Here is a 24,532-nt window from a genome sequence, read left to right as displayed (position 1 = left end):
ACGCACGCTGACCGGGGGCGATTGGCTCCCCCGGCCGGGGATCGGGTAACCTTGCCGGGTTGCCTGGGCGATGCTTGCTTCCCTGGGCGCCTCCAGTTTCTGGATCAGATCAGTTCCGGTTGCTGGATCAGGTCAGTTTCGTATCAAACCCAGGAGTATCCCGTGGCTAGCGTGTGCGACGTCTGTGGCAAGGGACCGGGCTTCGGCCACAACGTGTCCCACTCGCACCGGCGGACCAACCGCCGCTGGAACCCGAACATCCAGTCGGTGCGCACCCCGGCCGGTGGCGGGACCACCAAGAAGCTCAAGGTCTGCACCTCGTGCATCAAGGCCGGCAAGGTCGTCCGCGCCTGACCGAGCCTTCTGGCTGATCGGATAGCCGCTGAACCTCCGGGTTCAGCGGCTATCCGCTGTTCTGCCGCCATTCACCGCACGATGTACCACTGATCCACCGGCACCGCCCTCTGATCGCGTGGCCCGCCTCCACCAGGCCCGCCCAGCCCTCCGGCAACGCCACCCCCATCAGCAGGCCGCCTCGCGCGGCCGCCGAACCGCGAGTCGAGCGCGCGCCCAGGCAACACACCCCGGCCTACCCAACCGGCACACCCCGGGCCCGCCCAACCAGCACACCCCGGGCTGTCCAGGCGGCGCACCCGGGTCCGGCCTTCAAGGTGACCTCACGACGCCGACCAGTCCTCACTTGACTCGGTTATCCACAGGAAGACCCCGTCGGGGACCGGCGTCCACAGGGACAGTGGAATCCGTTGGTCCGGTACGGCCGGGAACGGCAACATCTCGGCCATGTCCGCCGAGACCGATCCCCTACTGCTGGAACTGCTGGCACGACAGGCCGGCGTACTCAGCCGCTCACAAGCGTTGCGGCATCTCTCCGCCCGAATGGTGGAGCGGCGCCTCGGTTCGCAACGATGGCAACGCGCGCATCGCGGCGTCTACGTCGCGCACACCGGCCCGGTCGGCCGCGAGGCCCGGCGCTGGATCGCGGTCCTGAGCACGGGCGATGACACCCTGCTCGGCGGCCTGTCCGCACTCGAGACCGTCGGGTTCCGTGGTTTCATCACCGACCGGATCGATGTGCTGGTTCCAGCCGATAAGACACCCAGCGGTCCCCCGCCCGGGGTCGTGGTTCACCGAACCGGCATCCTGCCCCGAGCGGACATCCACCCGATGGGCCGACCGCCCGGAACCATGCCGGCCCGGTCACTCGTCGACGCGGCCCAATGGGCGATCTCCGATCAGCGGGCCTGGGCCATCATCGCGGCCGGATTCCAGCAACGCCTGGTCTACGCCGATGACGTCCGAACAGTTCTCGCCCGAATGCCCCGGGCCAAACGCCGATCGCTGATCTCCGAGGCGGTCACCTGGTCCTCGGGTGGAGTGCATTCGGCGGCCGAAGCCGACTTCCTCCGCCTATGCCGCCAGGCCGGACTTCCCGAGCCGCTCCTCCAGCATTCCCGCCGAGACGCACACGGGCGGCGGAACTACCTGGACGCGTATTTCGAGGAATGCAGGCTGCACGTCGAGATCGACGGTGGCCATCACATGGACGTCGAGCATTGGTGGGCCGACATGCGCCGCCAGAACGACCTGTGGATTCCCGGCGATCGCGTCCTCCGCTTCCCGGCCTGGGCGATCCGCCACCGCCCAGCCGAGATAACGGCCCAACTCCGCGCCGCCCTCCGACCCATCCCGTTCTTGAACGCTTCACCACCCCTCCCGGCGACAAAAGGTCCAAGATCCAAAAGCGAGTAGTAGGCAGGACGTACCCCTAAACACCCCTCATCAGATCTTGGACGCCACCACTGCAAGAGGTATCAAAACACCCAAAATTGCCAACGGCGCACCGGCACATCGGCGAGCCGGGCGGCGGGCGGCGGGCGGCGGGCGGCAGGCGGCAGGCGGCAAGACGGCGGGCGGCGGGCGAGGCACCACACGGTGCAGGGCGCCGTTCTTGAACGCCTCCCCACCTCGAGAGGTGGCAAAACACACAAGATCGCCAAACGGCGCATCAGCGAGCCGCGCGAGGTTCGGGATGCCGCAGGCGGCGCGGGGTGCGAGGCGCCGTTCTTGGACGTTTTGCCACCTCTCGCGGTGGCAAAACGTCCAAGATCGCCGCAGCGCGCGCGGGCGTGCAGCGCGGGCGTGCAGCGCGGGCGTGCAGCGCGGGCCGCGCGGGGTGGTGGGGTTAGAGGGGTTTGGCGTAGGAGAGGACGCCCGGGTGGCCGGCGTAGTGGCCGAAGTCGGGGATGCGGACGTAGCCGGCGGACTCGTACAGGGCGATGGCCTCCGGCTGACGGTCGCCGGTCTCCAGGATCATGCGCTTGCAGCCGGCCGCCGTGGCGGAGGCCTCGACGGCGGCGAGCATGCGGCGGGCCAGGCCGCGGCCGCGGGCGGCGCCCGTGGTGAACATGCGCTTGAGTTCGGCGTCGTCGCCGTGCCGCCGCCAGCCGGCGCTGGCGATCAGCCGATCGTCCTCGACGGCGACCAGGAAGTCGCCGTTCGGCGGGGTGAAGTCGGCTGCCGTGATGGGGGTGTCGTCGCCGCTGCCGCCGTACCGTTCGGAGAGGTCTCGCAGGTTTTCGGCGACGAGTGACTGGACCGCCGGGTCACCGAAACCCGCGGATTTGATCTTGATGTCCTGCACGCGGGCAAGACTAATCGAGGTCAGCGGAAGTGGTCCCAGCCCGTGCCGCCGGTCCAGGGCTTGCGGTCGACGGTGACTCCGGCGCCGTCGAGCACCGAGCCGATCACCCGCCAGTGTTCGGGGAGGGTCACCCCGGGCGGGAAGGTCGCGGCGAGCGGATGGTCGTCGCCTCCGGCGAGGAGCCAGACGTACGGGTCGACGCCGAGTGCCTTGGCCGCGTCCAGCATCTGGGCGGGCGGCTCGAAGGTGTCCCGCCGCACGTCGATCCCGACCACGCTGGCCTCCGCGATGTGCCCGAGGTCCTGGAGCAGCCCGTCGGACACGTCGATCATGGAGGTGGCGCCGAGCCGGGCCGCCTCGGGTCCGGCCGGGTACCGGACGTCCGGCCGCCGGTACGCGTCGACCAGCAGTTTCGGCGTCCGGAAGCCACGGGACAGCACGGTGAGGCCGGCCGCCGCGTACCCGATCCGCCCGCACAGGGCGACCACGTCCCCGGGCCGGGCCCCGTCCCGCCGGACCGGCGCCACCCCGCCCAGGTCACCCAGTGCGGTGACGGCGATGGTGAGCGTGGGGCTGGCCGAGGTGTCCCCGCCGACCACGGCCGCACCGACCAGCCCGGCCTCGGCGGAGAGGCCGTCGGCGAGTCCTTCGGCCCAGGTGACGTCGAGCCCGGTGGGTACGCAGAGCGCCACCAGCAGGGCGGTCGGGGTGGCGCCCATGGCGGCGATGTCGGCCAGGTTGGCGGCGGCGGCGCGGTGGCCGATGTCCTCGGGCCCGCACCAGTCCCGGCGGAAGTGGCGTCCTTCGACCAGTACGTCGGTGGAGGCGACCACCCGTCCGTCGGCGGCGCGGACCACCGCGGCGTCGTCGCCGGGACCGAGCAGGGTGGCGGATCCGGAGCCGAGCCGGGAGACGATTCGGCCGATCAGCCCGAATTCACCGGCCTCTGCGATGCTCACGTCTAAGTCCTTCGATGGTGGCGACCCGCTGCCGGGCCGCTTCGTACGGTAGTTTCACGACCGGGGATCACCGACGAACTGGCGGATAGGAGTCGATCGTGGTCCAGGCATACATCCTGATTCAAACGGAGGTCGGGAAGGCGCGTGACGTGGCCGCCGCGATCGAGAAGATACCGGGGGTGGTTCGGGTCGACGCCGTGACCGGTCCGTACGACGTGGTCGTGCTGACCGAGGCGCACACCGTGGACGAGTTGGGTGGCCTCATTGTGAGCAAGGTCCAGTACGTGCCGGGCATCACGAGGACGCTCACCTGCTCCGTGGTAAACCTCTGACATGGTGGACCTCGAGACCTCGAAGATCGACGAAGCTCCGGACCGGACCCGCCGGGCCGCCGCGCTGTGGGCGACCGTTGTGGCCGTACCGGTGACTTTGATCGTAGGTCTCGTCGCCTTTTTCTCCTTGATTCCGGAGAAAACGGATGAACCGGCCAAAGTTCCACAGGCGGTTCCGAGCACCCCGGTTCAGGTCGACGCCCCTCAGCTGGACGAGAAGGCCGCTCAGGTCTGCCTCGCGGTGACCTCCCAGCTGCCCGCGAAGATCCGGGATCTGGAGGCGCGCAAGGTCTCGGCCGGCCCGGAACAGAACGCGGCCTACGGCGAGCCCCCGGTGGTCGTCTCCTGTGGCGTCCCGCAGCCGGCCATGTGCACGAGGCTCGACGACCGGACCCCGGGCTGCGTCCCGATGGACACCGAGCTGCTGCTCATGGACGGGGTCTGCTGGTTCGGGAAGAACGACGGCGGCACGGCCGTCCTCACCACGATGGACCGTGAGGTCCCGGTGCGGGTGACCGTGCCGTCGGCGTACGAGAATCCGGCGCAGTGGACCAACGAGTTCTCCGAGACGGTTGTGAAGACCGTGAAGTCGAAGCCCGAGGAGGCCATGCCCAGCGGCTGCGCCTGAGCCCTAGTGCAGCCCGGTCCCCCGGCGCAGCGCGGTCCGGATGAGACGGTCCACCACCTTGGGGTATTCCAGGCCGGTGGCCGCCCACATCTGCGGGAACATCGAGGTCGGCGTCATGCCCGGCATGGTGTTGATCTCGTTGAGGAAGATCTCGCCGTCCGCCGTGACGAAGAAGTCGACACGCGCCAGCCCGGCACAGTCCAGCGCGGTGAAGGTCCGCAGCGCGAACTCCCGCACCCGCCTGGTCAGCTCCTCCGGCAGCGGCGCCGGGATCGTGTAGCGGCTGCCGACCAGGTACTTCGTCTCGAAGTCGTACCAGTCGGCGTCGTCGACGTGGATCTCGGCGAGCAGCGACGCCTCGGGCGCGCCACCGGCCTCGCCCTCCAGCACCCCGCACTCGATCTCGCGGCCCACGATCGCGGCCTCCACCAGCACCTTCGGGTCGATCTCGCGGGCCGTGGCGATGGCGGCGTCCAGGTCGGCCCAGTCGCTGACCTTGGTGATTCCGGTCGACGACCCGGCCCGGGACGGCTTCACGAAAACCGGCAGGCCGAGCCGCTCCTTGTCCGCCTCGGACAGCGACGTCCCGGCGCGCAGCACCGCGTACGGCCCGACCGGGATGCCCTCGGCGGCCGCCAGCTTCTTCGTGAACTCCTTGTCCATGGCCGCCGCCGAGGCGAACACGTTCGCGCCCACGTACGGGATGCCGGCCATCTCCAGCATGCCCTGGATGGTGCCGTCCTCGCCGTACGCCCCGTGCAGCACCGGGAACACCACGTCCACACCGGCCAGCTCGGAGACGCCCTCGGCCGGGTCGCGCACGATCAGCTCGGTCGCCGTCGGGTCGGCCGCGAACACCACGGCGCTACCGGACTCTGCCGTGATCTCCGGCAGCCGCCGGTCGCTGATCGAGAGCTGGGAGGCGTCACCCGAGGCGAGGACCCAGCGACCCTCACGGGTGATTCCGACCGGCAGCACCTCGTACTGATCCGGGTCCAGGGCACCCAGGATCGCACCGGCGCTGACACAGGAAATAGCGTGCTCAGTGCTGCGACCACCGAACACGATCGCGACGCGGGTCTTGCGGGGGGACGTCACTCTTCTCTGCGCCTTCCAGCTAGCGGGCATGCCGGGGGTGACCCTACTCTGCGTAAGCCAGAATCGGGATTCGTGGCGGTACCCGTGAAGACGTGCAAGGCAGGGAGGACGAAGCGTTCATGGCTCCAGCACTCCACGTGATCGCCGGACCAGGTCCGGGGCAGCTGGCGACGATGGCTCACCCGGCCGACGAGCCCTGGTCACCGCAGGAGCTGAGCGCGCTCGCCCGGGCCGGGGTGCAGATTCTGGTGTCGTCCGCCGAGCCCGGCCCGGACACCGCGGGCATCGAGGTGGTGCCCTTCCCGATCTCCGACGGAACCGCCACCCGCGACGAGGCCAACCGGGTGGTCGCGCTGGCCGTCCGTCTCGCCCGCGAGGTCCGCGCGGGCCGTTTCGTGGTCACCCAGGCGGCGGCCGACAACGGCCGGTCGACGCTGCTGGCCACCATGACGCTCGCCCTGCTCGGCATCCGCCCCGGCGAGGCGCTGCGCCGCACCGGCCCGTCCGGCACCCCCATCGCCCCCGACTGGCTGCACGACTTCGTCGCCACCCACGGCTGATCATCCGGCCGCCGGCTCCCGGTCAAACCCTTCAAACCCGTTTCCGGTACGCGGTGGAAACCCCCCGAAGAATCCACCCCGTCCCGCCCGTCCAAGGCGACCTCAGCGCGGCGCGCGCCTTTGCCGCCCGCGCCGGGCTCAGATCAGTGCTCGGGCAGGCCCGGCCGGTCGCCGCCACCGGTGTCTGCCGCCGGTCACGGCCGTCCCTGGTTTCGGTCGACTCGCCGCCCTGCTTTCGGTTCCGCTGGGCGGGTAGTCGCGGTCTTGCTGGCCAGGCGCGGGGGTTGCCCGCTCTCGGCCGTCACGCCGGTCGCCCGGGGGCGCGTGGTCGCGGTTCCACCAGGGGTGGGCGCACACGATGGCGGCGTCGTGGTCGTCCACATGGCATATAGCCGTGGTGATCGCGCACGCGACGGCTTCCGTGAGCGGCCACCACGGCTTCGACCGCCCGACCGTGTGCGCCCGCCCGCCGAATAGGCCGAGCGTGTGCGCCCGCCGGCCCGGCTAGGCCCTGCTGAAGGTCTGAGGGAGGGCTCCGGCGTCCCAGAGGGAGTCGAGGTGGGCGAGGAAGCCGGTCAGGCTGCGTTCCAGGGTGCGCCGCTCGTCGGCGGGGAGCGTGGCCAGCGGATCGGAGAAGATCAGGCCCTCCGGGTGCTTGGCGCGGGTGCCCACGAACTTGTCGCAGGCGCCGCACCACACGTAGCTGATCAGGGTGGGCCGCTTCGCGTTGAGCGGCGTCGTGAAGTAGGCGCGCAGCCGCCGCCGGCCGCAGGCCGGGCAGTCCCGCTCGCCCGGGTCGGCGAAGAAGCTCGGCCCCTGGGTGAGCGCCGCCACCTCGTCACCGCTGAAACCGCTCCAGGCCGTCACGGCAGGACCAGCGCCCGGCCGGCGAATCGGCTACCGCAGAGGACAGCCGGGCGGCCGGGAGCGGTAGCACTGAAGAGGGCCGGACCGCCGGGAGGGGCAGCGGGGAAGAGGGCCGCGGGAGGGACGGTCACGACGACGCGTCCAGTGCGGCGGTGATGTCGGCGAGCAGGTCGACGGTGTCCTCGATGCCGCAGGAGAACCTCAGGAAGCCGGGCGACGTGTCGTCACCCCACTGGGCCCGCCGGTCCGCCGTGGTGTGCACCCCGCCGAACGACGTGGCCGCGAACACCAGCTTCGCCGCCGACAGGAACCGCCCGGCCCGCTCGGCCGAGCCCAGGTCGAACGACACGATGCCGGGCACCCGCCGCATCTGCGCCGAGGCCACCGGGTACGACGGGTCGCCTGGCAGGCCCGGCCACCGTACGCCGGTCACGTCGGATCGCGAGAGCAGCAGCTCGGCGACCGCGGCCGCGTTGGCGCTCTGCCGGGCCAGCCGCAGGTCGAGCGTCGCGATGGACCGGTGCGCCAGCCAGGAGTCGAACGCCCCGGGCACCGCGCCGGTCTGCTTGCGCCACGTCTCGACCTTGGCCAGCAGCTCCGGGTCACCGGCGGACACGTAACCGAGCAGCACGTCGGAGTGCCCGGTCAGCGCCTTGGTCCCGGACGCGACCACCAGGTCGGCGCCGAGCGCGAGCGGCGTCTGCCCGAGCGGTGTGGCGGTGGTGTTGTCGACCGCCACGAGCGCACCGGCCTCGTGGGCGGCGGCGGACACCGCGGCCACGTCGCACACGTCGAGTCCCGGGTTGGCCGGTGTCTCCAGCAGCACGAGACGCACCCCGGTGAAGTTTGGGTACGGTCCGGCGGTCGGCACCAGGATCGTCTTCACACCCAGGTCACGAAGGGTGCCCTCGGCGAATGCCCGTACCGTGAAATAGCCGTCCGCCGGAAGGGCGACCGTGTCGCCGGCGCGCAGCACCGCGAGCAGCAGCGCCGTGATCGCCGCCTGGCCGCTGGCGAAGACCAGCGTGGGCGCGCCCTCCAGGGAGGCGATCGCCGCCTCCAGGGCCCGCCTGGTCGGGTGCTCGGTGCGGGCGTACCCGTTCTCTCCCGGCCCTGTCACCGGGTCCAGGTGGTAGGGCGCCGCGAACACCGGCCCCGGGAGGAACGGCTCGCCGACCACCGGAGCGGGCAGCCCGGCGTGCACCGACCGTGTGCCGTCGGAGAGGGAGTCCGAAAACGAGGAGCTCACTCGGGTTTCATCTCCCGTGTCATCAGCAGTTTCACCGCGACCCGCGGGTCCACGCCCTCGTGGCACACCCGCTCGACCTGTTCGACGATCGGCATCTCCACGCCGTTCGCCCGGGCCAGGTCGCGGATGGACAGGCAGCTCTTGACGCCCTCGGCGGTCTGCCGGGTGGCGATCTGCGCCTGTTCCAGGGAGTCGCCGCGGCCCAGGTGTTCGCCGAAGGTGCGGTTCCGGGCGAGCGGCGACGAGCAGGAGGCGACCAGGTCGCCGAGGCCGGCCAGGCCGGCGAAGGTGAGCGGGTCGGCGCCGAGCGCCACGCCGAGCCGGGCGGTCTCGGCCAGGCCGCGGGTGATCAGCGAGGCCCGGGTGTTGTCGCCGAGGCCGATGGCCACGGCCATCCCGTACGCCAGGGCGATCACGTTCTTGCAGGCGCCCCCGAGTTCGCAGCCGATCACGTCATCGCTGGTGTAGGGGCGGAAGTGGGGCGTGGCGAGGGCGTGCTGGACCTGCCGGGCACGGCTCTCGTCGGAGCACGCCACCACGGTCGCGGTGGGCTGCCCGGCGGCGATCTCGGGGGCCAGGTTGGGCCCGGAGACGACCACGACGCGGTCCGGGGCGACACCGGCCGTCTCCACGATGACCTCGCTCATCCGCTTGAGCGTGCCGAGTTCGATGCCTTTCATGAGGGAGACCACGGTGGCGTCGCCGGGGAACGAGCCGGCCCAGTCGGCCAGGTTGCCGCGCAGGGTCTGGGCGGGCACCGCGATGGCGATCAGCTCGGCGCCGGTGACGGCCTCCGCCAGGTCGGTGGTCCCGGTGACGGTCGGCCCGAGGCGGATGCCGGGGAGCGAGCCCTCGTTGGAGCCCTTCTCCCGGATCTCCGTGGCGACCGCCTCCCGCCGCGCCCACATGCGCACCTCCGACCCGGCCTCGCCGAGCACCTTGGCGAACGCGGTGCCCCAGGATCCGGATCCGATGACGGCCGCCTTCATGGCGCATCCTCCGAGGTAGTGGCCCGACGCGCGGGCCGGTCGTAGAGCGCCGGCGGTTCGCCGTCGCGGATCTCAGCGAGCAGGTCCCGGATGCCCAGCATGATCACCTCGGTCATCTCCTCGAGCACCGCCCGGGTGGGTTCGACGCCGGCCCAGCGACTGAGGTCGATCGGCGCGCCGGTGGTCACCGTGACGTGCGAGCGGCGCAGCTTGAGCTTGTTGGTACGCGGGTCGAAGATCGTCTGGGCGCCCCAGTTCGCGATCGGCACCACCGGGGCGCCGGTCAGCAGCGCGAGCCGGGCCGCGCCGGTCTTGCCCCGCATCGGCCACAGCTCGGGGTGCCGGGTCGTCGTCCCCTCCGGGTAGATCACCACGGCACCGCCCTCGCGTAGCGCCTCGACCAGCGTGTCCAGCGACTTCACCGCTTCCACACTGCCCCGTTCGACCGGGATCTGCCGGGTCTTGCGCAGCAGGAACCCGATCACCGGCACCTTCCAGACGCTGGCCTTGCCGAGGAACCGCGGCCACCGGCCGGACCGCCAGACGTAGTGCGCGACGACCAGGGGGTCGAAGTGCGACACGTGGTTCGGGACGAGGATCACCGGCCCGGTGGCCGGGACGTCGTCCATCCGGTGCCAGGTCTTGCGGGTCAGCACGGTCATCACCGGGAGGACCAGCATCACCGCGAGACGCTGCCAGAAACCGAGCCTGAGCTGTGCCACGGCATCCCCCGTCCCTCGATCGGCGACGCCCCTGCGTTCACCTGCGACGAAATCATGCCCGCTCCCGCCCGGTGGAACCAGGCAGGGGTCGAACAGCCGCGTCGCAGGTGACGGACACACCAGGCGGAACGGCCCGCTCGCGGCGGGGCGGGCCCGCCGGGTACGGCAGACTGGCCGGGTGGTGGTGCGGAGTTGGACGGTGGTCATCCCGGTGAAGCGGCTGGGCCTGGCGAAGACGCGGCTGCGCGGCGCGGTTCCGCCGGACCGGCACCCGGATCTGGCGCTCGCCATGGTTCGCGACACGGCCGCCGCGGTGCTCTCCGCCACCACGGTCGCCGGGCTGATCGTGGTGACCGACGATCCGGCGGTCGGCGGCGCGGTCCGGGAGCTGGGCGCCCGGGTGGTGCCCGATCCGGGTGGCGGGCTGAACGCGGCGATGCGGTACGGCGCCGACCAGGCGGCCGGGCTCGGCGCGTACCGGGCGGTGCTGGCCGGTGATCTGCCCGCGCTGCGCCCGGAGCAACTGGACGAGGCGCTCGGCCGGGTGTCGGCCCGCAGCTTCGTGCCGGACGCCGCGGGCATCGGGACGGTGCTGCTCGCCGCGCCGCCCGGGCGGCCGCTCGACCCGCGGTTCGGCGGTCCGTCGGCGGCCGCGCACGCGGCCAGCGGGGCGGTCCGGCTGGTCCGGGAGTGGCCCGGTCTGCGGCAGGACGTGGACACCGCCGCCGACCTCGACGCGGTCCTCACTCTGGGTGCGGGCCCCCGGACGTGTGGCCTGTTGCGTGATCTCGGACTCACCACGGAGTGCGCGCCGGCCGCCTGAAACGGGTAGCGTGCGATGTCATGCAGGGCACGATCGCGACCTTCGACCCGCAGACCCGCAGCGGCTCGCTGCTGCTCGACGACGGAACGCCGCTGGTCTTCGGCCCGGAGGCGTTCGACCGCTCCGGGCTGCGGCTCCTCCGCCTCGGTCAGCGGGTCACCATCGAGCCGGATGAGGCGGGAGCGGTCCGCCGTGTGTTGATTCCCGGAGTCGCCTGAATTGATCATCCGCTAGTTCGTTTCACGTTCCGCCGAAAGCGGCGATGATGGACGCATGCAGACCCCGCCCCGGACCCCCGAGACCCGCCGGCGTGGCCCCAACGGCCGCTTTCTGCCCAGGCCGGAGCAGACAGAGGCGCAGCCGATCGAGGCCCCCGATCCCGTGACCGCCCCTGAGCCGGCCGCCACCGAGCTGGTGGTGACCGAGCGGGTCGCCGCGGCGGAACCGGTGAGCCCGGCGGCTGTGGCCCAGGTGGTGATCACGGAGCGCGAGGTGTCTGAGCTCACCGGGAGTGAGATGGTCGCCGACCTGAACGACGACGAGGACGACGAGGACCTCGACGAGACGCCCGGCTATCTGCTGCCGGAGGACCGGTTCCACAACCGGGAGCTGTCCTGGCTCGACTTCAACGCCCGGGTGCTGGCCCTGGCCGAGGACCCGGGGACGCCCCTGCTGGAGCGGGCGAAGTTCCTGGCCATCTTCGCCAGCAACCTCGACGAGTTCTACATGGTCCGGGTGGCCGGCCTGAAGCGCCGGCTGAGCGCCGGCCTGCCGGTCCGCGGCGGTGACCGGTCCCCGCTGCGGCACCAGATCGAGATGATCACCGAGCGGACCGCCGACCTGGTCACCCGGCACGCCGCCTGCTTCGCCGACGAGGTCCGGCCGAAACTCGCGGCGGAGAGCATCGAGCTGGTCTCCTGGAAGGAGCTGGACGCTGCCGAGCAGGGGCGGCTGCGGACCTTCTTCCGGGAGCAGGTCTTCCCGGTCCTGACGCCGCTCGCCGTCGACCCGGCGCACCCGTTCCCGTACATCTCGAGTCGTTCGCTCAACCTGGCGGTGGCGCTGCGCTACCCGGAGGGCGACTCGCCCGAGCTGTTCGCCCGGGTCAAGGTGCCGAACAACGTGCCCCGCTTCGTGACCGTGCAGAACGACAGCCGCGGCGTGCGCTTCCTCCCGGTCGAGGAGCTCATCGCCGTACATCTGAATCAGCTCTTCCCGGGGATGCAGATCCTGGAGTGGCACCTGTTCCGGGTGACCCGCAACGCCGAGCTGGAGGTCGACGAGGACCGCGACGAGGACCTGCTCCAGGCCCTGGAGCGGGAGCTGGCGCAGCGCCGGTTCGGTCCGCCGGTGCGGCTCGAGGTGGCCGCGTCGATCAGCGATCACGTGCTGGACCTGCTGGTCCGCGAGCTCGACATGGACAGCCAGGACGTGCTGCGGGTGCCCGGCCTGCTGGACCTGTCGGCGCTGTGGCAGGTGTTCGGCGAGTGCGACCGCGACGATCTGAAGGATCGCCCGTTCGTGCCGGCGACCCACCCGCACCTGGCCGACGGCGAGGTGCCGCGCAGCGTGTTCAACCGGCTGCGCGAGTCGGACATCCTGGTGCACCACCCGTACCACTCGTTCTCCACCAGCGTGCAGCGGTTCGTCGAGCAGGCGGCGGCCGATCCCAACGTGCTGGCCATCAAGCAGACGCTGTACCGGACGTCCGGCGACTCCCCGATCGTGGACGCCCTGGTCGACGCGGCGGCCGCCGGCAAGCAGGTGGTGGTGCTGGTCGAGGTGAAGGCCCGGTTCGACGAGGTGGCCAACATCGCCTGGGCGCGGACCCTGGAGCGGGCCGGCTGCCACGTGGTCTACGGCCTGGTCGGCCTGAAGACGCACTGCAAGACCGCTCTGGTGGTGCGGCAGGAGGGCAACCAGATCCGGCGCTACTGCCACATCGGCACCGGCAACTACCACCCCAAGACCGCCCGGCTGTACGAGGACTTCGGCATGCTGACCGCCGACCCGGAGGTGGGCGCCGACGTCACCGACCTGTTCAACGTGCTGACCGGATACAGCCGGCAGACCACGTACCGGCGTCTCCTGGTGGCGCCGCACGGTGTCCGCAAGGGCCTGCTGGAGCGGGTCGACGAGCAGGCCCGGATCGCCCGGGAGGGCGGCGAGGCGCTGGTCCAGTTCAAGGTGAACTCCCTGGTCGACGAGAAGACCATCGACGCGCTGTACCGGGCCTCGCAGGACGGGGTCAAGGTGGATCTGATCATCCGGGGCATGTGCTCGCTGCGGCCCGGCATCCCCGGCCTGTCGGAGAACATCCGGGTCCGCTCGATCGTCGGCCGGTTCCTGGAGCACTCGCGGGTGTTCCGGTTCGGTCCCGGGCCGGACGCCGAGTACTGGATGGGCTCCGCCGACCTGATGCACCGCAACCTGGACCGCCGGGTGGAGGCACTGGTCAAGGTGACCCTGCCGTCGGCCCGCGAGGAGCTGCGGCACGTGCTGGAGTTCTCGATGGCCGAGCAGACCGAGGGCTGGGACCTGGACGCCGACGGTCTCTGGCACCGCAGCGCCGGCACCCCCGGCCGTCCTCAGGTGCACCTCCAGGCGGCCATGCTGCGCCGGATCATCGGCAAGAAGCAGCACTGATGCCGGTTGGTTCCACCGGGGCCGTGGAGCGGGCGGCCGGCGGGGTGCTCTACCGCCCGGCCGCTGCCGGTCTCGAGATCTGTGTGGTGCACCGGCCGCGGTACGACGACTGGAGCCTGCCCAAGGGCAAACTGTCCGACGGCGAGCCGCCGCTGGTCGCCGCGGTCCGGGAGGTCGAGGAGGAGACCGGCACCGCCGGGATACCGCAGCTGCGGCTGCCCGACGTCGACTATCCGCTGCCCGGCGGGCGGCCGAAGAACGTGGCGTTCTGGCTGATGCGGGCCGGTTCGGACGGTCCGGTGCGGGACACCGACGAGGTCGACGAGCTGGCCTGGCTGCCGTTGGACGAGGCGGCCGCGCGGCTGACGTACGCCGATGAACGCGGCATCGTGGCGCATGTCGCCGCTCTGCCGCCGGTGACCGCGGTGATCGCGCTGGTCCGGCACGCCCGGGCCGGGGAGCGGAAGAAGTGGGCCGGCCGTGACGAGCTGCGGCCGATCGATCCGGTCGGCGCGCAGCAGGCGGACCGGATCGCCGCACTGCTCACCCCGTTGCGACCGCGGCGCCTGGTGGCGGCGCCGCCGCTGCGCTGCGCCCAGACGCTGGAACCGCTGGCCGCGGCGCTCGGCGGTCTGCCGATCGTGCGGGACAGCGCGGTCGCCGAGCCGCCCGGCCCGGACCGGTTGCCGGCCCGGCTGGCCGCGGCCCGGTCCCGGCTGGCCGAGCTACGGGCGCACGAGCGCGTGGTGGTGTGCAGCCAGGGCAAACTGATGCCGCAGCTGCTCGCGTCGCTGCACGACGACGACGCCACCGAGCGGTTCAGAACGCCGAAGGGCGACGGCTGGCTGCTGACCTGGTCCGGCGACCGGTTGCTGGGCGCGTCCCGGCTGTGACGGCACGGCCCGGTGGGTCCGCCCGCCAGAGGCCGATCTGGTCGCCGGTCAGCCAGCGGGCCCGCCACAGCTCGTCCCGGCGGGGTTCCCAATCCCGGTGGGGCAGCAGGGCGAGGCGCCAGCTCAGCACCCCGGCCAGGTACCACCCGTAGAGCGGGACGGCGCCCAGCCATCCGTCCAGCCTCCGGTACGAGCACCGCGGCGCCGCCCAGCAGACCGCGATCCCGGACCATCCGCAGGTGACCAGCCAGTCCAGCACCGGCCACCCGGTACGGTCCTCGGCCAGGTCGCCGAGAGTCCACCCGGGTACGACCGCGACGGCGAACAGCGCCGCCGCGACGGTTGCCCGGGCGGTCAGGCCACGCGGTCTCGATCGGTCCATGCCCGGACCGTAGGCCGCCGGAACCGAACCGCGTGGCCACACGGAAAAGGCGTCCACCCAACGGTGGACGCCTTTTCGTCGCCTCGGCTCAGCGGGCCTTGCGTGCCGAGGCGGTACGAGCCCGGGCCGGTGCCACGGCCGGGGTGGTGGTCTTACGGGCGGTCCGCTTGGCCGGGGTGGCCTTCGCGGTGGTCGCCGTCTTCTTCGCGGGCGCCGTGGTGGCCTTTCTGGTGGCCGTCTTCGTGGCCGGCGCCGTCTTGGTGGCGGTCGTCTTGGTGGCGGTCGTCTTCTTGGCGGCCGCGGTCTTCGCGGTGGTCGCCTTTGTGGCCTTTGTGGCCTTTGTGGCGGCCGTCTTCGTGGCCGCCTTCGTAGCGGTCGTCTTGGCAGGCGCCGTCTTGGCAGGCGCCGTCTTGGTGGCGGTCGTCTTCTTGGCGGCCGCGGTCTTCGCGGTGGTCGCCTTTGCGGCCTTGGTTGCCTTGGCGGCGTTGGTGGCGGCCGTCTTCGTGGCCGCCTTCGTAGCGGTCGTCTTGGCAGGCGCCGTCTTGGTGGCGGTCGTCTTCTTGGCGGCCGCGGTGGTCGCCGTCTTCTTGGCGGCGCCGGCCGCCTTCGCCGGCTTTCCGCTCGCCACCAGTTCGCGGAATGCGCTGCCCGCCTTGAAGACCGCGACCGACGTCTTCTTCACCTTGACCGGCTCACCAGTCCGCGGATTTCGCGCGGTGCGCGCATTGCGTGCCCGCTTCTCGAACGAACCGAATCCGGTGAGCGCGACCTTGTCACCCTTGGCAACGGCGTTCTGCACCTCACTGATGAACGCGTCCAAAGCCAGGGTCGCCGTCTTCCTGTCTCCCAGCCTGCCGGCGAGCGCCTCGATGAGCTCGGCCTTGTTCACGATTTCCTCCTGGACGTGACGTGAGAACTGGCCCGTCGAAGGCCATTCTGCGCGCACGGTATGCCCTGTGACCCGGTTACAGAAACATTCAGGGGAAAAATGCGTTGTGTCCCAACGAATTCGCCCCTGCCGGGTGACCCGGCAGGGGCGAATTGGCGAAGAGGAACTAAAGAACGACGGCCGGCTTGAAAGCGGGGCGGCCCTTCTCGTACGCGGTAATCGCGCCTTCGTGCCGCAGCGTCAGTCCGATGTCGTCGAGGCCCTCCATGAGGCGCCAGCGACTGAAATCGTCGATCGGGAAGCCGTAGGCGGCGTCGTCCACCCGGACCACGCGGCCTTCCAGGTCGACGGTGATCTCCTTCTCCGGCTCGCTCTCGGCCAGGTCCCAGAGGCTCTCCACGATCTTCTGGTCCAGCTGGATCGGGAGCAGGCCCTCCTTGAGGGAGTTGCCGCGGAAGATGTCACCGAAGCGGGAGGCGATGACCGCCTTGAAGCCCCAGTCGCGCAGCGCCCAGACGGCGTGCTGCCGGGACGAGCCGGTGCCGAAGTTCGGTCCGGCGACCAGGATGGTGGCGCCCGCGTGCCGCGGCCGGTTCAGCACGAAGTCCGGGTCCTCACGCCAGGCGTTGAAGAGCCCGTCCTCGAAGCCGGTCCGGGTGACCCGCTTCAGGTAGACCGCCGGGATGATCTGGTCGGTGTCCACGTCGGAGCGGCGCAGGGGCATGACCTTGCCGCTGTGGGTGACGAACTTGTCCATGGCTGATGTCTCCCGGCTGGTCAGAGGTCGGCGGGGGCGGCCAGCCGGCCGACCACGGCGGTGGCGGCGGCGACCTGTGGCGAGACCAGGTGGGTGCGCCCGCCCTTGCCCTGCCGGCCCTCGAAGTTGCGGTTGGAGGTGGACGCGGCGCGCTGGCCGGGGCTGAGCGTGTCCGGGTTCATGCCCAGGCACATGGAGCAGCCGGCGAACCGCCACTCGGCGCCCGCCTCGGTGAAGACCTTGTCCAGGCCCTCGGCCTCGGCCTGCTCACGCACCTGGTAGGAGCCCGGCACGATCATCATGCGGACGCCGTCGGCCACCTTGCGGCCACGGATCACGTCGGCGGCGGCGCGCAGGTCCTCGAGCCGGCCGTTGGTGCACGAGCCGACGAAGACCACGTCGACCGGGACCTCACGGAACGGGGTGCCGGGGGTGAGGTCCATGTACGCCAGCGCGCGCTCGGCGGCGCCGCGCTCGACCTCGTCCAGGAAGTCCTCCGGGTTCGGCACCACGCTGTTCAGCGCCGCGCCCTGGCCCGGGTTGGTGCCCCAGGTGATGAACGGGCTGATCTGCGAGGCGTCCAGGACGATCTCGGTGTCGTACTCGGCGTCCTCATCGGTGGCGAGGGTCTTCCAGTACTCGACCGCGGCGTCCCACTGCTCGCCCTTCGGGGCGTGCTGACGGCCCTCGAGGTACGCGAACGTGGTCTCGTCCGGCGCGATCATGCCGGCCTTGGCACCCCACTCGATCGACATGTTGCAGATCGTCATCCGGCCCTCCATGGAGAGCTTGCGGATGGCCTCGCCGCGGTACTCCACGATGTGGCCGTTGCCGCCGCCGGTGCCGGTCTGCGTGATCAGGGCGAGGATCAGGTCCTTCGCGGAGACGCCCGGGCCCAGTTCGCCGACCACGGTGACGGCCATCGTCCGCGGCTTGGCCTGCGGCAGCGTCTGGGTGGCGAGCACGTGCTCGACCTCGCTGGTGCCGATGCCGAAGGCCAGCGCGCCGAACGCGCCGTGGGTCGCGGTGTGCGAGTCGCCGCAGACGATCGTCATGCCGGGCTGGGTGAGACCCAGCTGCGGGCCGATCACGTGCACGATGCCCTGGTTCACATCGCCCAGCGGGCGGATCTCGACACCGAACTCGGCGCAGTTCTTCCGCAGCGTCTCGATCTGCGTGCGCGAGGTCGTGTCGGCGATCGTGAACAGCTCACCGCGCTTGGTGTTGAACGCGGGGTCCGCATACCCGGTCGGGGTGTTGTGGTCCTCCGTCGCGAGCGTGAGGTCGGTCCGGCGAACCGGCCGGCCGGCCATCCTCAGTCCGTCGAAGGCTTGCGGGCTGGTGACCTCGTGCAGCAGGTGCAGGTCGATGAAGAGCAGGTCGGGCTCACCCTCGGCCGTGCGCACCACGTGGTCATCCCAGACCTTCTCGGCCAGGGTCCTGGGTTTCCCGCTCTGGGGAGTGACTCCCACCATCTGGACATCCTAAATTCTGGAATGTATGTTTCGGCTTGTGGGACACAGTATGAGCGGTGTAGGCGTTCTCGACAAGGCGGTAGTCATCCTCGCCGCGTGTGTCGATGGCGCCAGCCTGGCCGAACTCGTCGAGCGCACCAAGCTGCCGCGGGCGACCGCACATCGCCTGGCCCAGGCTCTGGAGATTCATCGGATGCTGGTGCGGGACACTCAAGGAAGATGGCGTCCAGGACCGAGATTGGGCGAGTTGGCCAATGCCGCCCCGGACGTTCTGCTGACCGCCGCCGAGCCGTTGCTGTCCGCACTGCGGGACGCGACCGGCGAGAGCGCTCAGCTCTACCTGCGCCGTGCCGATGAGCGCATCTGCGTCGCCGCCGCCGAGCGCGCCAGTGGCCTGCGCGACACCGTGCCGGTCGGGTCGGTGCTGCCGATGGTCGCCGGTTCGGCCGCCCAGATCCTGCTCGCGTGGGAGCCGCCCGAGGCGGTGATGCCGCTCCTGCCGCGCTGCAAGTTCACCGGCCGCACGCTGGCCGAGGTGCGGCGCCGCGGCTGGGCACAGAGCGTCGCCGAACGCGAGCCGGGTGTGGCGAGCGTCTCCGCGCCGATCCGCGACCGGACCGGCCGGGTGATCGCGTCCATCTCGATAAGCGGTCCGATCGAGCGACTGGGCCGCCGCCCCGGTGAGCGCCACGCCATGGCCGTCGTCCGCGCCGGCCAGCGCCTGTCCGGCCTCTGACCCGCCCTCCCCTTCTCCTTCCCCTCCGCCCGCCCCGCCACCGCGCGGGGCGGCTTCGTTTCCGGCGAGAGATCTCGATGAGTGGATAGGCTGCCGCCGTGAGGCTCTTCGGACAGGGCGATCGGCTCTTCGGGCGCGAAACCGAGTGCGCCGTCCTGGACGGCCTCCTCTCCGGGGCGCGATCCGGGCACAGCGCGGCCCTGGTGCTGCGCGGCGAGCCCGGCGCGGGCAAGACCGCACTGCTCCGGTACGCGCTGAGCACGGCAACCGGCGCACCGGCCGGAAGCGGCGCCGGGACGCTCGTCATCAGCGGTGTCGAGGCGGAGGCCGGGCTGCCGTACGCCGGACTGCACCGCCTGCTCATCCCGCTCCTGCCGGAACGCGGCCACCTCCCGCCCGCCCAGCGCGCCGCCCTGGAGGTGGCCTGCGGTCTCACCGACGGCCACACCCCCGACCTCTACCTGGTCAGCCTCGCGGCGCTCACCCTGCTGGCGGCCGCACCCCGGCTCTGCGTCGTCGACGACGTGCACTGGCTCGACCCGGACTCGGCCCGCGCCCTCGCCTTCGTGGCCCGCCGCCTGCACGCCGAGGGTGTCGTCCTGCTCTTCGGCCAGCGGGTGGTCGCCGAGGATCCGGGGCTGCTCGCCGGTGTGGACGTGCTGGAGATCACCGGCCTGGCCCGCGACGCCGCCATGGCGCTGCTCTCCGACGTGGTCACCGGCGACCTGGACCTGGGTCTGGCCGAGCACGTCGCGGAGAGCACCGGCGGCAACCCGCTGGCCCTCACCGACCTGGGCCGGGAACTCACCGCCGAGCAGCTGCGCGGCGCCTCCCCGCTGCCCGATCCGGTGCCGATCGGCAGCCGCCTGGAGGCGCACTACTCGGCGCGGGTCAGCGGTTACCCGGAGGCCACCCGGACCTGGCTGGTGCTCGCGGCGGCCGGTGCGGGCGCCCGTCACGACCATCTGCTGGCCGCCGCCGGGCTCCTGGCCGTACGACCGGAGGACGCCGCGCCCGCCGAGTCGGACCGGCTGGTGTCCGGCATCCCGCCGGTGGTGTTCCGGCATCCCCTGGTCCGCTCGGCGGTCTACGGCGACGCCCCGCCCCCGCGCCGCCGGGCCGTGCACGCCGCCCTGGCGGCCGCCATCACCGGTGACGCCGACGCCGACCGTCGCGCCTGGCACCTGGCCGCCGCCACCGCCGCGCCGGACGAGACGGTCGCCGCCGAGCTGGAGCGCCGTGCCGACCGGGCCGGCGCCCGCGGCGGGCAGGCCGCCCGGTCCACCTTCCTGAGCCGGGCGGCCGAGCTGACCCCGGACGAGACGGTCCGCACCGGACGCCGGGTGGAGGCGGCCGCCGCCGCGATGGCGGCCGGCGCGCCCGTCCGGGCCCTGCTGCTGCTGGAGACCGCCGGCGACGATCACCTGTCCGGGCCGGCCCGCGGGTCGGCGCTGCTCACCCGGGCCCTCGCCACGGTCAACACCGGCGCGCCCACCGCGCTGCGGGACGCCACCGCCCTCTGCCTGGAGGCGGCCGGCGCGTTCGGCGCCGACCACGGCCGGGCCCGGCGGGCCGCCGTGCAGGCCGTCGACCACGCCATCGGCGCGGAGCACCTGTCGTCGGTGAGCGAGACCACGGTCGCGGCCGAGGCCGCCCGGCTCGCCGCCACCGATCCGGACGGGCTGGACGGGCTCCTGCTGGCCGGTTACGCGTCGTTCGTCCGGGACGGGTACGCCGCCTGCGTACCCCTGCTGCGCCGGGCGATCGCCGCGATCGCCGACCCGGCCCTCCCGGACGAGACGCTGCGCCGCCGGTTCGTCGTCGGGATCAACTACTGCAACCTGCTCTGGGACGACGACACCAAACTGCTGCTGCTGGACCGGGCCGAGGCCGCCGCCCGGCGCACCGGCGCCCTGCACACACTGGACCTGGTCCACTTCGTCGGCGCGATGACCGACGCGACGCTGGGCCGGCTGCGGCACGCCGACCGGCACGACGCCGCCGGGCAGCGGCTGCGCCGGTCGATCGGCATCACCGCCGAGCAGGAGCAGGTGTGGCGGCATCCCGAACTGGTGGCCTGGCGCGCCCCGGACGGCTTCCGGGAGACCGTTCCGCAGGCCCTGGGGGTCTTCGAGATGCTGCACATGGGCGGCATGCACGCGGTCACCCGTCTCGCCGTGGCCGGGCTGGAGATCGCGAGCGGCGCCTATCCGGCCGCCCGTGGGCTGCTGCTGGACATCGTCGACCTGGGCCGGCCCCGCCGGTACGCCTGGGCCCTGCCCGATCTCGTCGAGGCCGCCCTCCGGTCCGGCGACCGCGCGACGGCCGAACTCGCCTGTGCCGACCTGACCTCGGCCGCCGGCAACAGCGGCACACCCCGGGCCCTGGGCCTGCTCGACCGGTCCCGGGCCCTGCTGGCCGCGCCCGAGGAGGCCGAGGAGCACTACCGCGCCGCCGTCGAGCGGCTCGCCGCCACACCGGCGTGGGGCGACCTGGCCCGGGCCCGGCTGCTCTACGGCGAGTGGCTGCGCCGCCGCCGGCGCCGGCGTGACGCCCGGGACCAGCTCGCCACGGCGCTGGAGATGTTCGAGGAGGCCGGGGCCACGGTGTTCGCCGGGCGCGCCCGTGCCGAGCTGGGGGCGACCGGGGAAAGCGTGCGCTCACCCGTACCGAAGGAGAGCGAAACGGCCTTGACCCCGCAGGAGGCCGCCGTGGCCCGCCTGGCTGGCGCCGGGGCGACGAACGCGGAGATCGCCGCGCACCTCTACCTGAGCCCCAGCACGGTCGACTACCACCTGCGGAAGGTGTTCCGGAAGCTCGGCGTCACCTCGCGGCGGCGGTTGCGCGGCGTGCTGCACGACTGACTACGAGTTCCACGGGATTCGCTGGTGGGCACGTTCCCACCAGGATCGTAGGACATGAAGCCGATCGTTCTTGTGCACGGATTCTGGGTCACGCCGCGGAGCTGGGAGAACTGGGTCGCCCACTACGAGGCCAAGGGCCACCGGGTGATCGCCCCCGCCTACCCCGGCTTCGAGGTCGAGGTGGAATCCCTCAACGCCGACCCCACCCCGGTCCTGAACGTCACCGTGCCGCGGATCATCGCGCACCTGGAGGAGCAGATCCGGGAACTGCCCGAGGCGCCGATCATCATCGGTCACTCGGCCGGCGGCGCGTTCACCCAGATCCTGCTGGACCACGGGTACGGCGCGGCCGGCGTGGCGATGAACTCGGCGCCCACCGAGGGCGTGCGGGTGGTGCCGCTGTCTCAGGTGAAGTCCACCTTCCCGGTGCTGAAGAGCCCGGCGAACCGGCACCGGGCGGTGCCGCTGACGCTGGAGCAGTGGACCTACGCGTTCACCAACACGTTCACCCCGGAGGAGTCGAGGACCCTCTACGAGCGGTACGCCGTCCCGGCCAACGGGGGCATCCTGTGGGGCAGCGTGCTCGCCAACTTCCAGCCCGGCCACCAGGACACCTGGGTCGACTACCACAACGACGAGCGGGCGCCGCTGCTGTTCGTCTCCGGCTCCGAGGACCACATCATGCCGCCCGAGGTGCAGCGGTCGAACCACAAGCACTACCGGTCGAACACGGTGACCGAGATCCGCGAGTACGAGGGCTACGCCCATCTGCTGCCCGCCCAGAAGGGCTGGGAGCAGATCGCCGACGAGGTCCTGGACTGGGCCCTGCGGCACGCCCGGTGAACGACCTGCGGATCACCCACATCGGCGGCCCCACCACCCTGATCGAACTGGCCGGGGTACGGCTGCTCACCGACCCGACCTTCGACGAACCGGGCCGGCGGTACTCGTTCGGCCTCGGCACGTCCTCGGTCAAGACGGCCGGCCCCGCGGTGGCCGCCGGCGAGCTCGGGCCGATCGACGCGGTGCTGCTCACCCACGATCACCACGGGGACAATCTGGACGGCGCGGGCCGGGCGCTGCTGCCGTCCGTACCGGTGGTGCTGACCACGGTGAGCGGGGCCCGCCGGCTCGGCGGCAACGCCACCGGGCTGGCGCCGTGGCGGTCCGCCGGAGTCGGTGAGATCGAGGTCACCGCCACCCCGGCCCGGCACGGCCCGCCGCTGAGCCGGCCGATCGTCGGCGAGGCGATCGGGTTCGCCCTGCGGCCGCCGGGCAGCACCTCGGTGATCTGGATCTCCGGGGACACCGTGCTGTTCGGCGGGGTCCGGCAGGTGGCGTCCCGGTTCACCGTCGACACCGCGATCCTGCACCTCGGCGAGGTCCGGTTCGGGCTCACCGGCCCGATCAGCTACACCATGAACGGCCGGGACGCGGCCCGCCTCGTCGAGTCGCTGCGGCCGCGGAAGGTGGTGCCGGTCCACTACGAGGGCTGGTCCCACTTCCATGAGGGCCGTGCCGGTGTGGAGGACGCCTTCCCGCCCGGCACCCTGACCTGGCTCACACCCGGCGTCCCCACCACGCTTTAAAGCAGAGCGGCCCGCACCTTGATCGGTGCGGGCCGCTCTCGCTGTAGTCCCGAAGGGATTCGAACCCTCGCTACCGCCTTGAGAGGGCGGCGTCCTAGGCCGCTAGACGACGGGACCAGGTCTTGCCAAATCTCAATTCGCCTCCGGCTTTCCCCGGTGGCGCGCTGAACTCTATCAGCCCGCGGTCCGCAGCCGAAATCGGATATCCACCCACCTCAGAGCGCCGGCCCGGCCTCCCGGGTGTGCTCACGTCGTACCGGGAATGGGTGGGGAAAGCGAAACGGCCCGCATCCGAGGATGCGGGCCGTTTCTGATGTAGTCCCGAAGGGATTCGAACCCTCGCTACCGCCTTGAGAGGGCGGCGTCCTAGGCCGCTAGACGACGGGACCAGAACGTGCTGTTTCACTGCTTCCAGCACTGCCCTCCCGGAGGAGGGCCGCGCTGGGGTACCAGGACTCGAACCTAGACTAGCTGAACCAGAATCAGCCGGGCTGCCAATTACCCCATACCCCATTTGGCCCGGCTTGCCGCGCCGGAGAGAACTTTACCTGAGGCCAACCGGCCCGCCAAATCGGGTTACCCGAATAGATCAGCGTGATGCCGCGCCCACTCCACGTAGGCGGTCGCGGGACGGCCGAGGAGATCGGCGACCGTCGACACCGCCCGCTGGGGATGTGCCGTGAGCTGGGCGAGCCCGTCCAGGTACCAGCGCCCGTACTCCCCCATGGCCAGCTCGAACTGGGCGACCGCCGCATCGCCGGTCAACTCGACGTAGGCGAGGTCCCGGCCGAGACCCTCGGCCAGGGCGGCGACCTTCTCCGGACGGCTGAGCGCCTGCGGGCCGGTCAGCTCATAGGAGCGCCCCTCATGACCGTCGCCGAGCAGCACCTCGGCGGCGACCGCGGCGATGTCCTCCTGGGCGATGGGTGCGTTGATCGCGCCGGGGAACGCGTCCCGCACCTCGTCGCCGGCCCGGATCTGCGCGGCCCAGATGGTGGCGTTGGCCATGAACTCGCCCGGCTCCAGATGGGTGAACGGCACTCCGCTGGCCTCCACGCCGTCCTCGACCGCCTGCCAGTGGTCGCCCTTCGCGCCGGCCATGTCGACGATCCGGCGCACCCCGGCCTCGGCGGCCATCCGGCAGACCTCGAAGACGGTGGCCGGGTCGGGCGCGAGGTACACCACATCGGCGCCGGCCAGGGCCGTGGCGACCGTCGCCGGCCGGCGGAAGGAGCCGCGCACCACCTCGACGCCGGGCGGCAGCGCGGCCCGCTCCGGATCGACGGTGAGCGCCCGGACGTCGTCCGCGCCCCTGGCCAGCAACTCGTCGACGACCATCCGGCCCACGTTCCCGGTGGCGCCGGTGACAAGGATCCTCATTCTCGTACTCCCTACGGAAACTATTTCCCGTA

At 71.7% G+C, this 24,532-nt stretch carries 25 protein-coding genes and 3 tRNA genes; 13 read left to right on the top strand and 15 right to left on the bottom strand.

Translation table 11 applies throughout. From position 1 onward, the window contains the following. The first annotated feature begins 162 nt into the window (after positions 1 to 162). Positions 163 to 354, top strand: a complete 192-nt coding sequence (gene rpmB, locus KZ829_RS29410; RefSeq protein ID WP_026207002.1) for a 50S ribosomal protein L28 — start codon at positions 163 to 165, stop codon at positions 352 to 354. 447 nt (positions 355 to 801) lie between these two features. Then, positions 802 to 1,770, top strand: coding sequence for a type IV toxin-antitoxin system AbiEi family antitoxin domain-containing protein (locus KZ829_RS29405; RefSeq protein WP_220147159.1), 969 nt, complete (start codon positions 802 to 804; stop codon positions 1,768 to 1,770). 433 nt (positions 1,771 to 2,203) lie between these two features. Here the strand turns inward: KZ829_RS29405 and KZ829_RS29400 are convergent, their stop codons facing one another. Then, positions 2,204 to 2,662, bottom strand: coding sequence for a GNAT family N-acetyltransferase (locus tag KZ829_RS29400; protein ID WP_220147158.1), 459 nt, complete (start codon positions 2,660 to 2,662; stop codon positions 2,204 to 2,206). A gap of 20 nt (positions 2,663 to 2,682) precedes the next feature. Next, positions 2,683 to 3,621, bottom strand: coding sequence for a thiamine-phosphate kinase (locus KZ829_RS29395; RefSeq protein ID WP_220147157.1), 939 nt, complete (start codon positions 3,619 to 3,621; stop codon positions 2,683 to 2,685). Positions 3,622 to 3,719: 98 nt separating this feature from the next. Here KZ829_RS29395 and KZ829_RS29390 point away from each other — a divergent pair, with 98 nt between their 5' ends. Both KZ829_RS29390 and KZ829_RS29385 read left to right on the top strand, forming a co-directional pair. Then, positions 3,720 to 3,953: an Lrp/AsnC ligand binding domain-containing protein gene (locus KZ829_RS29390; protein ID WP_014447186.1), complete on the top strand. Its 234-nt coding sequence runs from the start codon at positions 3,720 to 3,722 to the stop codon at positions 3,951 to 3,953. 1 nt (position 3,954) lies between these two features. Then, positions 3,955 to 4,581 (top strand): DUF3515 domain-containing protein, encoded by a 627-nt coding sequence (locus KZ829_RS29385; protein WP_220147156.1) that lies wholly within the window; start codon positions 3,955 to 3,957, stop codon positions 4,579 to 4,581. Positions 4,582 to 4,584: 3 nt separating this feature from the next. Here KZ829_RS29385 and KZ829_RS29380 read toward each other — a convergent pair whose 3' ends face one another. Then, positions 4,585 to 5,679 (bottom strand): D-alanine--D-alanine ligase family protein, encoded by a 1,095-nt coding sequence (locus KZ829_RS29380; RefSeq protein ID WP_308285711.1) that lies wholly within the window; start codon positions 5,677 to 5,679, stop codon positions 4,585 to 4,587. Between the two features lie 119 nt (positions 5,680 to 5,798). Between KZ829_RS29380 and KZ829_RS29375 the strand changes: the two genes are divergently transcribed. Further along, positions 5,799 to 6,239: a hypothetical protein gene (locus tag KZ829_RS29375; protein ID WP_183216590.1), complete on the top strand. Its 441-nt coding sequence runs from the start codon at positions 5,799 to 5,801 to the stop codon at positions 6,237 to 6,239. Between the two features lie 504 nt (positions 6,240 to 6,743). Here KZ829_RS29375 and KZ829_RS29370 read toward each other — a convergent pair. The 4 genes from KZ829_RS29370 to KZ829_RS29355 form a co-directional block, all read right to left on the bottom strand. Continuing rightward, positions 6,744 to 7,106, bottom strand: coding sequence for a hypothetical protein (locus KZ829_RS29370; RefSeq protein WP_220147154.1), 363 nt, complete (start codon positions 7,104 to 7,106; stop codon positions 6,744 to 6,746). Positions 7,107 to 7,233: 127 nt separating this feature from the next. Continuing rightward, positions 7,234 to 8,355: a cystathionine gamma-lyase gene (locus tag KZ829_RS29365; RefSeq protein WP_220147153.1), complete on the bottom strand. Its 1,122-nt coding sequence runs from the start codon at positions 8,353 to 8,355 to the stop codon at positions 7,234 to 7,236. Next, positions 8,352 to 9,344 carry an NAD(P)H-dependent glycerol-3-phosphate dehydrogenase gene (locus KZ829_RS29360; protein ID WP_183216596.1) on the bottom strand — a complete coding sequence of 331 codons (993 nt, stop codon included), beginning with the start codon at positions 9,342 to 9,344 and terminating at the stop codon, positions 8,352 to 8,354. Before KZ829_RS29360 ends, KZ829_RS29365 begins: the two co-directional genes overlap by 4 nt. Further along, a complete protein-coding gene (locus KZ829_RS29355; protein WP_220147152.1) occupies positions 9,341 to 10,066 on the bottom strand; it encodes a lysophospholipid acyltransferase family protein in 726 nt (241 codons plus the stop codon). Before KZ829_RS29355 ends, KZ829_RS29360 begins: the two co-directional genes overlap by 4 nt. 181 nt (positions 10,067 to 10,247) lie before the next feature. Between KZ829_RS29355 and cofC the strand changes: the two genes are divergently transcribed. Genes cofC through KZ829_RS29335 form a run of 4 tightly spaced genes read left to right on the top strand, consistent with a single transcriptional unit; the run spans position 10,248 to position 14,428 of the window. Further along, entirely contained in the window at positions 10,248 to 10,889 is a 642-nt protein-coding gene (gene cofC / locus KZ829_RS29350) for a 2-phospho-L-lactate guanylyltransferase (protein WP_220147286.1), read from the top strand. 20 nt (positions 10,890 to 10,909) lie between these two features. Continuing rightward, positions 10,910 to 11,107, top strand: coding sequence for a cold-shock protein (locus tag KZ829_RS29345; RefSeq protein ID WP_183216600.1), 198 nt, complete (start codon positions 10,910 to 10,912; stop codon positions 11,105 to 11,107). Between the two features lie 55 nt (positions 11,108 to 11,162). After that, on the top strand, positions 11,163 to 13,535 hold the full coding sequence (locus KZ829_RS29340) for an RNA degradosome polyphosphate kinase (RefSeq protein ID WP_220147151.1): 2,373 nt from the start codon (positions 11,163 to 11,165) through the stop codon (positions 13,533 to 13,535). Further along, the gene (locus tag KZ829_RS29335; protein WP_220147150.1) at positions 13,535 to 14,428 is read left to right on the top strand and encodes an NUDIX hydrolase; all 894 of its coding nucleotides are present in this window, start codon (positions 13,535 to 13,537) and stop codon (positions 14,426 to 14,428) included. Before KZ829_RS29340 ends, KZ829_RS29335 begins: the two co-directional genes overlap by 1 nt. On the opposite strand, the gene KZ829_RS29330 is transcribed toward KZ829_RS29335, so the two are convergent. The 4 genes from KZ829_RS29330 to leuC all read right to left on the bottom strand — a co-directional run bounded on the left by KZ829_RS29330 (position 14,355) and on the right by leuC (position 17,931). Continuing rightward, entirely contained in the window at positions 14,355 to 14,810 is a 456-nt protein-coding gene (locus KZ829_RS29330; protein ID WP_220147149.1) for a hypothetical protein, read from the bottom strand. The two genes, KZ829_RS29335 and KZ829_RS29330, sit on opposite strands and share 74 nt — an antisense overlap. 88 nt (positions 14,811 to 14,898) lie before the next feature. Beyond that, a complete protein-coding gene (locus tag KZ829_RS29325; protein ID WP_220147148.1) occupies positions 14,899 to 15,699 on the bottom strand; it encodes an HU family DNA-binding protein in 801 nt (266 codons plus the stop codon). Positions 15,700 to 15,865: 166 nt separating this feature from the next. Beyond that, positions 15,866 to 16,456: a 3-isopropylmalate dehydratase small subunit gene (gene leuD, locus KZ829_RS29320; protein WP_188119514.1), complete on the bottom strand. Its 591-nt coding sequence runs from the start codon at positions 16,454 to 16,456 to the stop codon at positions 15,866 to 15,868. Positions 16,457 to 16,476: 20 nt separating this feature from the next. After that, positions 16,477 to 17,931: a 3-isopropylmalate dehydratase large subunit gene (gene leuC, locus KZ829_RS29315; RefSeq protein ID WP_220147147.1), complete on the bottom strand. Its 1,455-nt coding sequence runs from the start codon at positions 17,929 to 17,931 to the stop codon at positions 16,477 to 16,479. Between the two features lie 49 nt (positions 17,932 to 17,980). Here leuC and KZ829_RS29310 point away from each other — a divergent pair, with 49 nt between their 5' ends. From KZ829_RS29310 to KZ829_RS29295, 4 genes are all read left to right on the top strand, one after another. After that, a complete protein-coding gene (locus tag KZ829_RS29310; protein ID WP_014447202.1) occupies positions 17,981 to 18,667 on the top strand; it encodes an IclR family transcriptional regulator in 687 nt (228 codons plus the stop codon). 98 nt (positions 18,668 to 18,765) lie between these two features. Next, the gene (locus KZ829_RS44670; protein ID WP_220147146.1) at positions 18,766 to 21,531 is read left to right on the top strand and encodes a helix-turn-helix transcriptional regulator; all 2,766 of its coding nucleotides are present in this window, start codon (positions 18,766 to 18,768) and stop codon (positions 21,529 to 21,531) included. Between the two features lie 54 nt (positions 21,532 to 21,585). After that, positions 21,586 to 22,374, top strand: coding sequence for an alpha/beta hydrolase (locus tag KZ829_RS29300; protein WP_220147145.1), 789 nt, complete (start codon positions 21,586 to 21,588; stop codon positions 22,372 to 22,374). Beyond that, entirely contained in the window at positions 22,371 to 23,120 is a 750-nt protein-coding gene (locus KZ829_RS29295; RefSeq protein WP_220147144.1) for an MBL fold metallo-hydrolase, read from the top strand. The genes KZ829_RS29300 and KZ829_RS29295 overlap by 4 nt, the downstream gene beginning before the upstream one ends. A 44-nt stretch (positions 23,121 to 23,164) precedes the next feature. Here the strand turns inward: KZ829_RS29295 and KZ829_RS29290 are convergent. The 4 genes from KZ829_RS29290 to KZ829_RS29275 all read right to left on the bottom strand — a co-directional run bounded on the left by KZ829_RS29290 (position 23,165) and on the right by KZ829_RS29275 (position 24,500). Beyond that, a tRNA-Glu gene (locus tag KZ829_RS29290) sits at positions 23,165 to 23,237 on the bottom strand. Positions 23,238 to 23,436: 199 nt separating this feature from the next. Next, positions 23,437 to 23,509: transfer RNA gene (locus tag KZ829_RS29285), tRNA-Glu, on the bottom strand. A gap of 52 nt (positions 23,510 to 23,561) precedes the next feature. Then, positions 23,562 to 23,633: transfer RNA gene (locus KZ829_RS29280), tRNA-Gln, on the bottom strand. A 63-nt stretch (positions 23,634 to 23,696) separates the two neighbouring features. Beyond that, complete coding sequence (locus KZ829_RS29275; RefSeq protein ID WP_220147143.1) at positions 23,697 to 24,500, bottom strand: NAD(P)H-binding protein; 804 nt, start codon at positions 24,498 to 24,500, stop codon at positions 23,697 to 23,699. Between the last annotated feature and the right edge of the window lie 32 nt (positions 24,501 to 24,532).

This window comes from Actinoplanes hulinensis (genome assembly GCF_019429605.1).
In the GTDB taxonomy this organism is placed as follows: domain Bacteria; phylum Actinomycetota; class Actinomycetes; order Mycobacteriales; family Micromonosporaceae; genus Actinoplanes; species Actinoplanes campanulatus.
This window is presented reverse-complemented; position numbering and strand designations above follow the sequence as displayed.